This is a genomic window from Streptomyces chlorus, from assembly GCF_042655885.1.
GTDB classification, from domain to species: domain Bacteria; phylum Actinomycetota; class Actinomycetes; order Streptomycetales; family Streptomycetaceae; genus Streptomyces; species Streptomyces chlorus.
In genome coordinates, this window is sequence record NZ_JBHSOA010000127.1 from 28,502 (window position 1) to 42,990 (window position 14,489).

Genomic DNA, 14,489 nt, shown 5'->3' on the forward strand with positions numbered 1-14,489 from the left:
TTCCGGGGTGATGTGGACGATACTGGGATTGAACCAGTGACCTCTTCCGTGTCAGGGAAGCGCTCTCCCGCTGAGCTAATCGTCCTCGGGACCAGGCCCGCTCCAAGGAGCGGATCATGAGGGTACGTGCGCGATACTGGGATTGAACCAGTGACCTCTTCCGTGTCAGGGAAGCGCTCTCCCGCTGAGCTAATCGCGCGGAGGATCCGAAGATCCAGTGGACGATACTGGGATTGAACCAGTGACCTCTTCCGTGTCAGGGAAGCGCTCTCCCGCTGAGCTAATCGTCCATGGAGGTGGAGACGGGATTTGAACCCGTGTAGACGGCTTTGCAGGCCGTTGCCTCGCCTCTCGGCCACTCCACCAGGAGTGCAGGGGCCCGGGAGGCCCCCGATCCTTCGAGCGGACGACGAGGTTCGAACTCGCGACCTCAACCTTGGCAAGGTTGCGCTCTACCAACTGAGCTACGTCCGCCTGTCGGTCCGGTCCGCTTGCGCGTTCCGGCGACGTGGTGAACTCTAGCGGATTCCGGGGCCAGCACAAAAACCCGTTTGTGCAGCGTGCTGCGCTGCGCCTGCTCACGGACATGGCCGGGTCACCTCGACGACCCCGCCATACACTCGACGGTGTGCTCGATCTCCCGCCTCTCGCCCGCTTCGGCAGCCGCGTCGCCAGCGGTCTCCTCGATGTCACCGACGACCCGGCGGCCCTGGACTCGCACGGTTTCTGGGCCGTCTGCGCGGACTTCGAGGGCCGTCTGACCTGCGCGCGCTTCCGTGACGTACGGGAGCAGCCGGTACCCGCGCCGGTGCCGGGCGGCTGGCGCGGGCCGGCCGCCGGTGACTGGACGTCCTCCCTGGACCACGCCGCGTACGTGGCCGGCGTGCGGCGCATCCGCGCGCACATAGCCGTCGGCGAGGTGTACCAGGCCAACCTCTGCCGTGTCCTGTCCGCCCCCGTCCCGGCCGACGCCGACGTGGACGCTCTCACCGCTCTGCTGGCCCGCGGCAACCCGGCACCGTACGCAGGGACGATCCGCCTGCCGGGGCACGGCGTGGAGATCGCCACCGCGTCGCCCGAGCTCTTCCTGAGCCGTGAGGGGAGCGTCGTCGAGTCCGGGCCGATCAAGGGCACCGGACGCACCGAGGCCGACCTCCTCGACAAGGACTACGCCGAGAACGTGATGATCGTCGACCTGGTCCGCAACGACCTCGGCCAGGTCTGCGCCACCGGCAGCGTCACGGTGCCCGACCTGTGCGCCGTCGAGAAGCATCCGGGGCTGGTGCACCTGGTGTCGACGGTGCGGGGCGGGCTGCGGTCCGGGGCCGGCTGGCCCGAGCTGTTCGCCGCCGCGTTCCCGCCCGGCTCCGTCACCGGCGCGCCCAAGTCGAGCGCCCTGCGGATCATCGACACCCTGGAGCCGGTGCCCCGGGGCCCGTACTGCGGCGGCATCGGCTGGGTCGACGCCGACCGGGGCACCGCCGGGCTGGCGGTGGGCATCCGTACCTTCTGGATCGACCGGGAGCCCCACGGCCGAGCCGTGCTCCGCTTCGGCACCGGCGCCGGCATCACCTGGGGATCCGACCCGGAGGGGGAGTGGCGGGAGACCGAACTGAAGGCGTCCCGGCTGCTCGCGGTAGCGTCGGGCACGCACGAGGTGAGCGAAGGGACCATGAGGTGAAGATCTGGCTCGACGGCGGGCTGCAGGACAGCGAGTCCGCCCGCGTCTCCGTCTTCGACCACGGACTGACCGTGGGCGACGGCATCTTCGAGACCGTGAAGACGGTGGACGGCAGACCGTTCGCGCTGACCCGGCATCTCGACCGGCTGGCCCGCTCCGCCCGGGGCCTCGGCCTGCCCGAACCCGACCTCGACGAGGTCCGCCGCGCCTGCGCCGCCGTCATCGAGGCCAACCCCATGCCGCTCGGCCGGCTGCGCATCACCTTCACCGGCGGCCACGGCCCCCTCGGCTCCGACCGCGGCGAACACGGGCCGACCCTCGTCGTCGCCCTGGGCGACACCGCACGCCGCCCCGACTCCACCGCCGTGATCACCGTCCCCTGGACCCGCAACGAACGCGGCGCGCTCACCGGCCTGAAGACCACCTCCTACGCCGAGAACGTGGTCGCCCTCGCCCGTGCCCGCGAACAGGGCGCCTCCGAGGCGCTGTTCGGCAACACGGCCGGCCGGCTCTGCGAGGGCACGGGATCCAATGTCTTCGTCGTCCTGGACGGCGAGATCCACACCCCGCCGGTCGCCTCGGGCTGTCTCGCGGGCATCACCCGGGCGCTGGCCGTCAAGTGGACCGGTGCGACCGAGACCGACCTGCCGATGGACGTCCTCCAGCGGGCCGACGAGGTCTTCCTCACCTCCACCCTGCGGGACGTACAGGCCGTGCGGCGCGTCGACGAGCGTGAACTGCCCGGCGCCCCGGGCCCGGTGACGGCCAAGGCCATGCGGATCTTCGACGAGCACGCGGCGGCCGACCTCGATCCGTGACGAGGCCCGGGAGCGGGTGCGGGGCCAGGCGCGGGGCCGGGACGTGACCTTCGGCTGATCCGGGCGGCCGCAGGGGTAGAACACCTGTGATGACCACGACCCTGCGGCCGTCCGAGCCGCTTCAGCAGAATCCCGACGGCACGCGCTCCCGCCGCTACCAGGTGTGCGTCAACAGCCGTCCCGTCGGACGCATACGCATCGGTACGCATCCCGTCTTCGGTGACGCCGTGGCCCGGATCATGAGCCTGCGGATCGAGGAGCCGGACCGCAGGCGCGGCCGGGGCACGGTGGCCGCGCTCGCCGCCGAGGAGATCGCCCGCGGCTGGGGCTGCCGCCGCATTGAGGTGACGGTCCCCGTCGAAGCCGAAGCCGAAGCCGAAGCCGAAGCCGAAGCCGAAGCCGAAGCCGAAGCCGGAGGAGCCGAGAGACGGGCAACCGGGTCCGGTGCCCCCGCCGGGCCCGCGTTCCGCCTCGCCACGGAGCTCGGCTACGTCGTGCGCAACTACAGCATGGAGAGGACGCTGGGGGACTGCCCGCCCACCCTGCCGGCGGGCAGTCGCGGACGGCCGATGACCGACGCCGAGTTCGGCCCCTGGTCGGTCAGGAGCGAGGCGGAGTACGCGCGGGACTGGATCGAGCGTGGTGTGCCGGAGACCGAGGCGCGGGCCAAGGCGGCCAAGGACCACGCCGCCCTGCTGCCCGACGGGCGGGACTCGGAGGACATGATCCTCAGCGTCCTCGAACACGAGGACACACCCGTGGGCACGCTGTGGCTCGCGGTCCGCGCGGAACAGGCATTCGTGTTCGACGTCGAGGCCGACGCCGCACACCGCGGCCGGGGGCACGGACGTTCCCTCATGCTGCTCGCCGAGGCGCAGTCGATCGCCGCGGGGAAACGCGCCATCGGTCTCAACGTCTTCGCGGGCAACACCCCGGCGGAGCGGCTCTACGCGTCACTCGGCTACGGGCCGAGGCGGTACGCGATGTACAAGCACCTGCTGTAGGGGCAAGAGCAGAGGCAGGGGGCTTCCGGTCAGCCGTCCTGGTCGGCGAGGAGCCGGTCCGCGATCTCCTCGATGCGTTCGCGCAGGCCCTCCTGACTCTTGCCGCCGTCGAGACGCTCGCCGCCGATGACATAGGTCGGGGTGCCGGTCACCCCGATCGCCTTGCCCTCGGCATGGTCGGCGTCCACGATCAGAATGTGCCGGCCGTCGATCAGCGCGGTGTCGAACTCCTCGGCGTCCAGCCCGAGTTCCCGGGCGACCTCGACCAGGAAGGGTTCTCCCGCCCGGCTCAGTTCCTCGACCCGTCCCAGCACGGCCTCGGCGTAGGCCCAGCCCTGCCCCTGCTCGGCCGCCTCCTCGGAGGCCTGGGCGGCGGCGAAGGCGTGCTTGTGCTTCTCCAGCGGGAAGTGCCGCAGCCGCAGCTCCAGACGGTCGCCGTACCGGGCGCGCAGGGCGCGGAGATCGTCGAGGGCGTCACGGCAGTCCGGGCACTGCAGCTCGCACCACACGTCGAGTACGGGGGCGGCGGCACGGCCGGGGGAGGAGTCACTCATGGCCGACAGTCTTCCAGCCCCGCGCCGCGGCACCCAATCGGACCTGTCGCCTGTCCGGCCCCGAGGGTCCTTCGTGTGGATCAGGCTGTGTCAGGCACCGGGACCCGCGAACCCGGCATGATCCGAACGACCGGCCCCGGGGGAGTACACCGCACCGGCACCTGCGGAGGAGCCGACCCGGAGATGTCCCTGATCTGCGACCGGAGCCATGGCCCGGTGGGGTCCGGAAGGTGCAGGATGGAAGGGACGAAGTACCCGATGCCACCGAACCCCTGCCTGGAGGACCGGATGATTGCCGAGACCGTCTGCTCCGCCGTGTCCGCGGCAGGCCTGGGCATCGCGCTGGTCACGGCCTACCGCAAGCGCTTCCTCACCGCGACCCGCATCGCCGCCTATGCGCTCGTTCCCATCGGCCTGGTGATGATCGGTGTCGTCGAGTGGCTGGCCGACACCGCCATCAGCCCCACGGCCTGGGCGGGCTTCAGCGTGCTGGGCCTGTCCTGGGTGCTGTTCATGACCACGCGCGCGGTGGAGCACCGGCGCGGCGGCACCCGCCAGGAGCGGAAGGAACGCAAGCAGCAGCGCCGGACGGCCGGGGCGTCCGCACAGCCCGGGGCAGTGGCCCCCACGGCCTCGGCCCCCTCCCTGGGCCCCGGCTCCCGCCCGGCGGCGCCCCGCCCCACGGCCGCGCCCAAGGGCGACGACGACTTCAGCGACATCGAGGCGATCCTCAAGAAGCACGGCATATGAAGGTGCCCTGGCCGGGCGCGCCGCACCGCAGGTGACGGGGGTGACGCGGGAGCGGGCCGAAGCGTCACAGGCGGTCCCGGAGCGTGCGCAAACGATCACAACCTGGACCATGGATCGCGGAAACGACGCCGTCGCGTTCAGTTCGTGAGTGGTGATCGCCTCGGGTGCTCCCGATGCGTCATGATCGCCGCGAGATGCTGGACACGACACAGAGCGAGGCCGCGCCGCCGCAGGACGAGCCGCGCGGATGCCTCTTCGCCCTTTCCCAGCCACCGCTGATGATCTTCCTTGCGGTGATCGGGTGTCTGCTGCTCACGGCTGCCCTGCATGACCTGCTCTGGCTGTGAGCCGTACCCGCGGTACCCGGCGCCACCCGTCGGGACCGCGTCGGCACGGCATCGCAACGTTGCCCGCCGTACGCCCGGCTCACGCGGTTCGGCCGGTTCGGCTCAGCCCGGAGTGCGGCCCCGCCCCGCTCCGTATGCTCAGCCCGCCGCCTCCTTGCGGCGTGCGCGGTACGCGGCGACGTGCAGGCGGTTGCCACAGGTGCGGCTGTCGCAGTAGCGGCGTGAGCGGTTGCGGGAGAGATCGACGAAGGCGTGCCGGCAGTCCGGGGCCTCGCAGCGCCGCAGTCGCTCCTGCTCGCCGGCGACCACGAAGAACGCCAGTGCCATCCCGCAGTCCGCCGCCAGGTGATCGGTGACCGAGGCGCCGGGGGCGAAGTAGTGCACGTGCCAGTCGTAGCCGTCGTGGTTGGTGAGCCGGGGCGTGGTGCCCGCGGCCGCGATCAGCTCGTTGATCAGTTTGGCGGCGCTGTGGGCGTCGGGAGCGGCGAAGACCGACGCGAACCGTCCGCGAATCCTGCGCACCGCCGACAGGTCGAACTCCGTGAGGACCCCGACCTCGCTGACCTCGTGGCTGCGCACGAAGGCCTCGAGAGCCGGGACGTCCGACAGCCCCTCCGGTGCCGTGTCGTCCTCCGGCGCGGAGTTCACCAGATCCACCACGGTGTCCAGCGCACATCGGGTGTCGTGGGTGATCAGCACGATTCGCTCCCTGGCCTGAGGGTCGGGCGGGCGCCCGCCGATGCTGGCCGATGGTAGTGGCTCCCGCGGGCCCATGAACGCTCCTCGCTCGCACCCGGCTTCGAGGGCCGCGGAGGAACAGTCCCCCAGGGTTCCGTGCCGGAGCTCGCGCGCGGCACAACGGCGCCGCCCGCGGTATCCCGCGGCGTCGGCGCCGTTGTATGCCGTTGCACGGCTGTCAGGGCCCGAGCCGTCACCCCGAGTCGACGGCGTCGGGCAGCTTGGTGAACCCTCGCCTAGCTTTCCGCCAGGATGTGCGAGAGCTCCTGATCGAGGTCGAAGTGCCGGTGTTCCGTGCCGGGAGGCACGGCGGCGTCCGTACGCTTCAGGAAGGACTCCAGAGCCCGTGCCGGGGCCTCGAGCAGAGCCTCTCCCTCCGGAGAGCTCAGGGCGATGCAGACGACGCCCTGACCGTGACTGCGCGACGGCCAGACGCGGACGTCGCCGGTGCCAGTGGGGCGGTGAAGCCCCTCGGCGAGGAGGTCGCGGGCGAACACCCACTCGACGGTCTCCTCGGCTCCGGTGTGGAAGGTGGCGTGCACGGCGTAGGGGTCGGCCGTGTCGTACCGCAGGCCTGCGGGGACAGGCAGGGAGGACTCGCTCGACACAACGAGGCGCAGGTGCAGCTCGCAGCTGACCGTGGTGTTCATAAGCGCCAGGGCCTTTCGCTCAGTGTGCGCTCGGGGATTCGCACGTCGGCGAAATCGACATGCCACCTACGGTGCCGTTGTAAACCCCTCTGAGTGTTTTGCATGGGTTTACGTAACTCCACCGGCCGAAAGGTCGTTCGCGAGCTGCGCCCGTTCCGGTGGCGTGATGCGCTCCGGTAGTGTTTGGACATATGAACACGGGGAGTGACACACCCGGCGAGGCGGCCATGACGGCGGATCGAGCGGGGATGGACAGGACCGACCAGACGTCGGACGAGCGGGCGCTGGGCTCCAGGGCGCCGGCCTTCGTCAAGGGGCGCCGCACCCTGCACCTGAGCTGGCAGGTGGGCGTCTTCATCGTGGGGCTCGCGGTCGTGACGGCCGGCGCCGCCATGCTGGTGCTCCCCGGGCCGGGCTGGGTGGTGATCTTCGGCGGCATGGCGATCTGGGCCACCGAGTTCGTCTGGGCCCAGCTGGTGCTCCGGTGGACCAAGCGCAAGGTCACCGAGGCGGCGCAGCGCGCACTCGATCCCCGGGTGCGGCGCCGGAACATCATCCTGACCACCATCGCCCTCGTGATCGCGGCCGCGGTGGCCGGGGTCTACCTGTGGAAGTTCGGCATCGTGATGCCCTGGAAGATCGAGAACCAGTGAGCCGCGGCGGGGGTGCGACCACCGGATCCCGCCCGGCACAGGCACTCCCTGACATGGGGTAATGTTCTTCCTGCGTCCGGGCGATTAGCTCAGTGGGAGAGCGCTTCGTTCACACCGAAGAGGTCACTGGTTCGAACCCAGTATCGCCCACCGGATCACACCGCGGCCCGGCTCACCGACAGTGAGCCGGGCCGCGGTGCATCTGTGTCCCCGGCCGGCGCGCGGGTGCGTGGCGGTGAGGTCGTGTGATGCCTCCGTCCGGTTGTCCCGCGCCTGCCGGCGCGGGCGGTGCGCCCGCCCCGCCCGTGCCGCCCTTCACTCAACCGTGACCTTCCGGGCCCCGCGTTCCGGTGGGCCCGGCGGCGTTCGGTCGTCGGTCGGGCCGCGTGGACCTGGGTGTTTCCGTCCGTGTCCGCCGAAGGGGTGCGAGCCGTCGCGGATCCCGCCCGGCCGGTGCGCCCATCGATTCCTGTCCGAATCATTGACGCGCTCGTGGGTCCTCCGTACTTTGTGCCAGCAAGCGCTTGCTTGAAACGATTCATGAGGCGGACGCGACGTAGCGGGGAGGCTCGTATGCAGCAGGGCGGGAATGCGGAGAGGCAGGCCGGGAGGCGGACGATCCTCAAGGCGGCGGGAGTCTCGCTGGCCGTCGCGGGGCTGGGTGCCACGGCCACCGCGTGCGGCGACGGAAGCGGATCGGGTGACGGGAGCGTCACACTCCGCTACTCCTGGTGGGGTGCCGAGGACCGGGCCGAGCGGATCAACAAGACCATCGCGCTCTTCGAGAAGAAGTACCCGAAGATCAAGATCAAGACCGACTTCCAGCCCTACCCCGACTTCTGGAAGAAGTTCAACACGCAGGCCTCCGGGGGGAATCCGCCGGACGTATTCCAGAATGCCATCGGATTCCTGCGTAAATACGACGCGAAGAATGTGCTGCTCGATCTCGGTGAGCAGGTGAAGGCCGGCAACCTCTCCATGGACGGCTTCCGGGCGGGCCTGGAGAAGTTCGGCGAGGTCGACGGCAAGCTCCTCGGTGTGCCCGTGGGGTCGAACTCGTTGGCCCTGGTCATCGACAAGCCCGTCTACACCCGGGCCGGCATCAAGCCCGAACAGGGTTGGACCTGGGACGACTTCGACGAGGCGATGGCGAAGATCCGCGACAAGGCGGGCCGGGCCGGGGACAGCGGCATGTACGGCGTCATGTACCTCTACGACCTGTATCTGCGGCAGAACGGCAAGGCGTTCTTCACCGAGGACGGACTGGGCTTCACCGAGGCGGATCTGACCCAGTGGTGGACCAAGGCCGAGAAGGGCGTCAGGACCGGCCTGTTCGCCGACCCGAAGAAGGTCGCCCAGATCAAGCCCAAGTCGGCGCTCTCCGCCGAACTCGCCGGAAGCGAGTTCACCTGGGACAACTTCACCGTCCGCTACACCTCCGAGGGCAAGAGTGAGTACGGCCTCGCACCCATCCCGACCACGGACGGCAGGAAGACCGGTCAGTATCTCGGCTCCCTGATGCTCAGTGCCTCCAAGCGCACCCAGCACCCCAAGGAAGTCGCCCAGTTCATCGACTTCATGGTGCACGATCCCGAGGTCGCCAAGATCATGGGATACGACCGTGGTGTGCCCACGACACAGGCCCAGTTCGACGCGTACCAGCCGACCGACCCGGTCAACAAGGCGATCGCCGCCTACGAGGAGTCCCTCGTCGAGTCGGGCGTCCTGGAGCCCATCACCCCGCACCCGAACGGCGCCGACATCTGCGAGGCCGCGTTCCTGCGCATCGGTGAGGAACTGGGCCTGGGCAAGCGTTCCGTGGCGGACGCCGTCAAGCAGTTCTTCACCGAGTCGAAGACGGCTCTCGCCGGCTGATGGGAAGCGCCGTGACACACGCCCCTGCGACGGAGGACCTCACCCGGGACTCCGAGCCGCGGCACGGTCCGGTGAAGTCCCCGCGCCCCGCCGCCCTCAAACGGCGGGGCCGCCGGGAGAACCTGGCCGGCTACCTCTTCGTGTCCCCCTGGATCGCCGGGTTCCTGCTGCTGACGGCGGGCCCGATGGCCGCCTCGCTCTACTTCGCGTTCACCGACTACAACCTGTTCGACGCCCCCCGGTGGATCGGCCTGGACAACTTCTCCGAGATGTTCGCCGACCCGCGCTGGCGCCACTCGGTGCAGGTCACCCTCTGGTACGTGGTCGTCGGTACGCCGATCAAGCTGATTGCAGCGCTCGGGGTGGCGCTGCTGCTGGCCCAGAAGCGGCGCGGGCAGGCCTTCTACCGGGCCGCCTTCTACGCGCCGTCGCTGATCGGGGCGAGCGTCTCCGTCGCCATCGTGTGGAAGGCGATCTTCTCCGACGACGCGATCGTCGACCGCACGCAGAAGCTCTTCGGCGTCGACGCCGGCGGCTGGACCGGTGACCCGGACCTGATCATCTACAGCCTGGTGGCGCTCACCGTCTGGCAGTTCGGCGCACCCATGGTGATCTTCCTGGCCGGCCTGAAGCAGGTGCCGCGCGAGCTGTACGAGGCGGCGGACGTCGACGGAGCGGGCAGACTCCGGCAGTTCTGGAACATCACCCTGCCGATGATCTCCCCGGTCCTCTTCTTCAACGTGCTGCTGGAGACCATCCACTCCTTCCAGATCTTCAGCTCGGCCTACATCGTCGGCGGCGGCGCCGGAGGCAACGCCTGCGGTCCCGCGGACGGAACCATGGTCTATACCTGTTATCTGTACGTCCAGGGCTTCGAGAACAGCCGGATGGGCCTGGCCTCCGCGATGGCGTGGATGCTGCTGGTCGCGGTCGCCCTGGTCACCGCGGTGCTCTTCCGGTCCCAGAAGCGCTGGGTGCACTACGAGGAGGGCGGCCGATGAGCTCCCCCGATCTCTCGACTCCGCTCGGTCAGGGGGCACCCCCATCGGCCACCGGCGCCACACCGGCCCGGTCCACGAGGGCGGGGGCCCTGCGGCGCCGTCTGCCCGGCTCGCTGGCCTGGCACATCGGGTCGCTGGCGATCCTCGCGGTGATCCTCTACCCGGTGATCTGGGTCATCGGCGGGTCCTTCAAGAACAGCGAGGACATCGTCGGCAGCCTGGACCTCTTCCCGGCCGACCCGATCACCGCCAACTACACGAGCCTCGCCGACGGCATCGCGGACATCCAGATCTCCACGTTCTTCTTCAACTCACTCTTCCTCGCCGTCGGTTCGGTGATCGGGATCGTGGTGTCCTGCTCACTGACCGCCTACGCCTTCGCGAAGATCAGGTTCGCCGGCCGCAATCTGCTCTTCACCCTGATGATCGGCACCCTGCTGCTGCCGTACCACGTGCTGCTCATCCCGCAGTACGTGCTCTTCCGCAACATGGACATGATCAACACCTACACCCCGCTCCTGCTGGGGAAGTACCTGGCCACGGAGGCGTTCTTCGTCTTCCTGATGGTGCAGTTCATGCGCAACCTGCCCAGGGAACTCGACGAGGCGGCCCGGCTCGACGGCTGCGGGCACTTCCGCATCTACTGGTCGATCGTGCTCCCGCTGTGCCGGCCGGCCCTGATCACCAGTGCCCTCTTCACCTTCATCAACGCCTGGAACGACTTCATGGGTCCGCTGATCTACCTCAACGAGCCCAGCAAGTACACCGTTTCGCTCGGCCTGAAGATGTTCGTCGACCAGGAAGGGCTGGCGAACTACGGCGGCATGATCGCCATGTCCCTGGTCGCGCTGCTGCCGGTGCTGGCCTTCTTCCTTGCCTTCCAGCGCTACCTCATCGACGGCATGGCCACGTCCGGCCTGAAGGGCTGAGGTGAACCGATCGTGACCGAGGTGGACCGACCATGACCCAGGCGCGCGCCGAGACCCGTACCGCACGCGGCGAGTCACCACTCGCCGGAAAGTTCGCCCTGTTCGCCGAGTGCCTGCTCACCGGGGTGTGGATCGCGCTGGCCTCGCTGCCGCTGGTCACCTACCCCGCGGCGTTCGCGGCCGGCTCGCGGCACCTCGGGCGGCAGCTCGCCCATGAGCGCGGCGGGCTGCGGGAGTTCACGGCCGACTACCGGTCGGCGCTGCGCGGCGGGTGGCTCGTCGGACTCGCCGGGTGGGCCGCCCTCGCCGTGATCTGGGTGGACGTGCGGGCCGTACGGGCCGGGCTGCCGGGCGGTGAGTTCGCGGGCGCCGTCGGCGTGCTCGCCCTGATCGCGGCGGTCGTCGCCGGGCTGCGCGCGGCGGCCTCCTGGCGGCCCGGGGACTCCTGGCGGTCGCTGTTCGCGCAGGCTGCCCGCCGCACCGTGCTCGATCCCGCCGGATCCTTCCTGATCGTCGGCGGGCTGGCCGCGGTGGTCTGCTCCGCCTGGTTCAGTGCGCCGCTCGCTCTGCCCGTCCTGGGCGCGGTCGCGGCGGCGTCCGTCGCCGTGGAGGAGCGCTACCGGCACCGCTGACGGGCGGTGCCTTTCGTACCAGGGCCGGCGCCCCGGCGCCGCGCCTGGATCTGTCATGCCCTTGACATCCCCTTGCATCCCGCACGGAAAGGAAAGGCCATGTCCCCCATCCCCCGCAGGTCCCTCCTGAAAGCGGCCGCCGTCGCAGGCGCCGCCGCCCAGTTCAGCTGGGCTCTCGGCGCCCGCGACGCCGCCGCCGCGCCGAGAGCCGAGAGTGCCGGCGAGGACCCCGTGACCCTGGACTGGCTCGAGGACGGCGGCCTCGGCGCGGCACCCGGATCCACCGTCGGCGTGCCATGGCCCAAGGGCGTCCACCGGGGCGACCAGACCTTCGCGCTGGCCGATGCCGACGGCAGGGCCGTACCCATACAGTCCTGGCCGCTCGCCTACTGGCCGGACGGCTCCCTCAAGTGGACCGCGCACGCGGTGAGTTCCGGCACCGGCAAGCTCACCCTGGCCGCCGGAACCCCCGCGGCACCGGAGAAGAAGGTCACCGTCGACCAGCGCGGCGGCACCGTCGACATCTCGACCGGCGTCATCGCCGCGAGAATCGCCAAGTCCGGCGCCACCCTCGTCAAGTCCGTCACCCGCGGCTCCACCGAGATCGCCAGGAACGGCCGCCTCGTCCTGCTGCGCCAGCCCGAGTTCGCAGACGGCGACCAGTCCACCGTCAGGACCGAGCGCTTCGACGGCGCCATCGACGAGGTCACCGTCGAACAGGCGGGACCGGTCCGCGCCGTCGTCCGCGTCGACGGCAGACACCGTAAGGGCCACCGCAGTTGGCTGCCCTTCTCCATCCGCCTCTACTTCTACGCGGGCGCCGACTCCTTCCGCATGGTGCACACCATCACCTACGACGGCACGCAGGAACCCGGCAGGGCGAGCGGCGACTTCATCCGCGGCATCGGCGTCCGCTTCACCGTGCCCCTGCGCGACGAGTCCTACGACCGGCACATCCGCATCGGCGGCGAGGGCACCGGACTGCTGCGCGAGGCCGTCAAGGGCATCACCGGACTGCGCCGCGATCCGGGCGCCGCCGTGCAGGCCGCCCAGTTCGCGGGCGAGAAGCTGCCCGACCCCGCCACCTGGGACCAACGGGTCACCACCCGCCTGCAGTACATCCCCGAATGGGGCGACTACACCCTCTCCCAGCTCTCCGCCGACGGCTTCGCCCTGCGCAAGCGCACCAAGAAGGGTTACGGCTGGATCGGCGCCGGCGGCGGACGACGCGCCTCCGGCTTCGGCTACGTCGGCGGAGTCAGCGGCGGACTCTCCTTCGGCCTGCGCGACTTCTGGGAGAAGCACCCCGCCCAGCTCGACATCCGCGACGCCCACACCGACGCGGCCGAGGTCACCCTCTGGCTCTGGTCGCCGGAGGCACAGCCCATGGACCTGCGCTTCTACCACGACGGCATGGGTCAGGACACCTTCCCCGAACAGCTTGAAGGCCTCAACATCACCTATGAGGACTACGAGCCCGAGTTCGGTACCCCCTACGGCATCGCCCGCACCTCCGAACTCCTCTTCTGGGCCAACGAGTCGACCCCGAGCGCCGAGAAACTCGCGGAACAGGTCGAGGCCGTCCGCGTCCTGCCGCAGCTCGCCGCACCGCCGAAGCAGCTCATCGGCGCCAAGGTGTTCGGCCCCGGCCTGTTCTCCGCACCCGACCGCTCCACCCCGGCCAAGGCGAAGATCGAGGACCACCTCGACTTCCTCTTCACCTACTACAAGGACCAGGTGGAGATGCGCCGTTGGTACGGCTTCTGGGACTACGGCGACATCATGCACACCTACGACACCGCCCGCCACCAGTGGCGCTACGACGTCGGCGGCTACGCCTGGGACAACTCCGAACTCTCGCCCGACCTCTGGCTCTGGTACGCCTACCTGCGCTCCGGCCGCGCCGACATCTTCCGTTTCGCCGAGGCGATGACCCGGCACACCGGCGAGGTCGACGTCTACCACCTGGGCAAGTGGGCCGGCCTCGGCACCCGGCACGGCGTCCAGCACTGGGCCGACAGCGCCAAGCAGCAGCGCATCGCCAACACCACCTACCGGCGCTACTACTACTTCCTCACCGCCGACGAACGCGTCGGCGACCTCATGCACGCCAACGTGGACTCCGACGAGACCTTCCTCGCCCTGGACCCCCTGCGCAAGATCCGTACCGAGCCGTACACCCCCGACCGGCACGCCCTGTCCATCGGCTTCGGTACCGACTGGAGCGGCCTCGTCTCGGCCTGGCTCACCGAATGGGAACGCCGGGGCCCGAAAGGGGAGAAGGCGAAGGCTCGCGTCCTGTCCACCATGGAGACCATCGCCGCCCAGCCCAACGGATTCGTGCAGGGCAGCGGACTGTACGACCTGGACACCGGGAAGTTCGCGATAGCCGAGGAACCCGTGGTCGGTGTCTCCCACTTGTCGGCCGTCTTCGGCCTGAACGAACTGTGCGCCGAACTCATCGACCTGGTCGACATGCCGGTCTTCAACGAGGCGTACTACGACTACTGCCGCTACTTCAACGCCACCAAGGCACAGCAGACGGCCCGTTACGGCTCGAACTTCGGCAGCCTGATCCTCTTCCAGGGCCATTCCCGCCTGGACGCCTACGCCGCCGTGCAGACCGGCGACGACCAGCTCGCCGACCGGGCCTGGGACAAGTTCTACCACTCCGACGGCTACCAGGAGTCCGCCCCCTGGAGGACCGAGAAGGTGACCGGACCGACCGCCCCGGTCGCCGGCGACGAGGCCACCTGGGTGTCCACCAACGACACCGCGCTCTACGGCCTCGCCGCCATCGAGAACCTCGCCCTGCTGGGACACCGGATGCCATAAGGGGCGGCAGGAGACCGTACGT

Annotated in this window: 14 protein-coding genes and 6 tRNA genes; 12 read left to right on the top strand and 8 right to left on the bottom strand. The window is 69.8% G+C overall.

From position 1 onward, the window contains the following. Nucleotides 1-13: 13 nt before the first annotated feature. The 5 genes from ACFPZI_RS33905 to ACFPZI_RS33925 form a co-directional block, all read right to left on the bottom strand. Nucleotides 14-85, bottom strand: a tRNA-Val gene (locus tag ACFPZI_RS33905). 42 nt (nt 86-127) lie between these two features. Continuing rightward, nucleotides 128-199, bottom strand: a tRNA-Val gene (locus tag ACFPZI_RS33910). Nucleotides 200-218: 19 nt separating this feature from the next. Beyond that, nucleotides 219-290 (bottom strand) — tRNA-Val (locus ACFPZI_RS33915). 1 nt (nt 291) lies between these two features. After that, nucleotides 292-365, bottom strand: a tRNA-Cys gene (locus ACFPZI_RS33920). Between the two features lie 36 nt (nt 366-401). Continuing rightward, nucleotides 402-474 (bottom strand) — tRNA-Gly (locus tag ACFPZI_RS33925). A 154-nt stretch (nt 475-628) separates the two neighbouring features. On the opposite strand from ACFPZI_RS33925, the gene ACFPZI_RS33930 reads away from it, so the two are divergent. The 3 genes from ACFPZI_RS33930 to ACFPZI_RS33940 all read left to right on the top strand — a co-directional run bounded on the left by ACFPZI_RS33930 (nt 629) and on the right by ACFPZI_RS33940 (nt 3,503). Next, nucleotides 629-1,681 (top strand): chorismate-binding protein, encoded by a 1,053-nt coding sequence (locus ACFPZI_RS33930; RefSeq protein WP_381371008.1) that lies wholly within the window; start codon nt 629-631, stop codon nt 1,679-1,681. Next, on the top strand, nt 1,678-2,499 hold the full coding sequence (locus ACFPZI_RS33935) for an aminotransferase class IV (protein WP_381371009.1): 822 nt from the start codon (nt 1,678-1,680) through the stop codon (nt 2,497-2,499). The genes ACFPZI_RS33930 and ACFPZI_RS33935 overlap by 4 nt, the downstream gene beginning before the upstream one ends. A gap of 89 nt (nt 2,500-2,588) precedes the next feature. Further along, on the top strand, nt 2,589-3,503 hold the full coding sequence (locus tag ACFPZI_RS33940; RefSeq protein ID WP_381371010.1) for a GNAT family N-acetyltransferase: 915 nt from the start codon (nt 2,589-2,591) through the stop codon (nt 3,501-3,503). 29 nt (nt 3,504-3,532) lie between these two features. Here ACFPZI_RS33940 and ACFPZI_RS33945 read toward each other — a convergent pair whose 3' ends face one another. Further along, nucleotides 3,533-4,057 (bottom strand): DsbA family protein, encoded by a 525-nt coding sequence (locus ACFPZI_RS33945; protein WP_381371011.1) that lies wholly within the window; start codon nt 4,055-4,057, stop codon nt 3,533-3,535. Between the two features lie 237 nt (nt 4,058-4,294). Between ACFPZI_RS33945 and ACFPZI_RS33950 the strand changes: the two genes are divergently transcribed. Both ACFPZI_RS33950 and ACFPZI_RS33955 read left to right on the top strand, forming a co-directional pair. Continuing rightward, on the top strand, nt 4,295-4,807 hold the full coding sequence (locus ACFPZI_RS33950; RefSeq protein WP_381371012.1) for a hypothetical protein: 513 nt from the start codon (nt 4,295-4,297) through the stop codon (nt 4,805-4,807). 173 nt (nt 4,808-4,980) lie between these two features. Further along, nucleotides 4,981-5,154 carry a hypothetical protein gene (locus tag ACFPZI_RS33955; protein ID WP_257850312.1) on the top strand — a complete coding sequence of 58 codons (174 nt, stop codon included), beginning with the start codon at nt 4,981-4,983 and terminating at the stop codon, nt 5,152-5,154. A gap of 138 nt (nt 5,155-5,292) precedes the next feature. Here ACFPZI_RS33955 and ACFPZI_RS33960 read toward each other — a convergent pair whose 3' ends face one another. Then, entirely contained in the window at nt 5,293-5,853 is a 561-nt protein-coding gene (locus tag ACFPZI_RS33960; RefSeq protein WP_381371013.1) for a CGNR zinc finger domain-containing protein, read from the bottom strand. 275 nt (nt 5,854-6,128) lie between these two features. Further along, nucleotides 6,129-6,542: an SsgA family sporulation/cell division regulator gene (locus ACFPZI_RS33965; protein ID WP_004002642.1), complete on the bottom strand. Its 414-nt coding sequence runs from the start codon at nt 6,540-6,542 to the stop codon at nt 6,129-6,131. A 191-nt stretch (nt 6,543-6,733) separates the two neighbouring features. Here ACFPZI_RS33965 and ACFPZI_RS33970 point away from each other — a divergent pair, with 191 nt between their 5' ends. The 7 genes from ACFPZI_RS33970 (at nt 6,734) to ACFPZI_RS34000 (ending at nt 14,467) form a co-directional block, all read left to right on the top strand. Beyond that, nucleotides 6,734-7,195, top strand: coding sequence for a TIGR02611 family protein (locus tag ACFPZI_RS33970; protein ID WP_381371014.1), 462 nt, complete (start codon nt 6,734-6,736; stop codon nt 7,193-7,195). A 78-nt stretch (nt 7,196-7,273) separates the two neighbouring features. Beyond that, nucleotides 7,274-7,345: transfer RNA gene (locus tag ACFPZI_RS33975), tRNA-Val, on the top strand. A 423-nt stretch (nt 7,346-7,768) separates the two neighbouring features. Further along, nucleotides 7,769-9,070: an ABC transporter substrate-binding protein gene (locus ACFPZI_RS33980; protein WP_381371015.1), complete on the top strand. Its 1,302-nt coding sequence runs from the start codon at nt 7,769-7,771 to the stop codon at nt 9,068-9,070. After that, entirely contained in the window at nt 9,070-10,071 is a 1,002-nt protein-coding gene (locus ACFPZI_RS33985; RefSeq protein ID WP_381371016.1) for a carbohydrate ABC transporter permease, read from the top strand. Before ACFPZI_RS33980 ends, ACFPZI_RS33985 begins: the two co-directional genes overlap by 1 nt. Next, on the top strand, nt 10,068-11,000 hold the full coding sequence (locus ACFPZI_RS33990; RefSeq protein WP_381371017.1) for a carbohydrate ABC transporter permease: 933 nt from the start codon (nt 10,068-10,070) through the stop codon (nt 10,998-11,000). The genes ACFPZI_RS33985 and ACFPZI_RS33990 overlap by 4 nt, the downstream gene beginning before the upstream one ends. Before the next feature lie 32 nt (nt 11,001-11,032). Beyond that, nucleotides 11,033-11,632: a hypothetical protein gene (locus tag ACFPZI_RS33995; RefSeq protein WP_381371018.1), complete on the top strand. Its 600-nt coding sequence runs from the start codon at nt 11,033-11,035 to the stop codon at nt 11,630-11,632. 99 nt (nt 11,633-11,731) lie between these two features. Continuing rightward, nucleotides 11,732-14,467, top strand: coding sequence for an exo-rhamnogalacturonan lyase family protein (locus ACFPZI_RS34000; protein WP_381371019.1), 2,736 nt, complete (start codon nt 11,732-11,734; stop codon nt 14,465-14,467). Nucleotides 14,468-14,489: the final 22 nt, after the last annotated feature.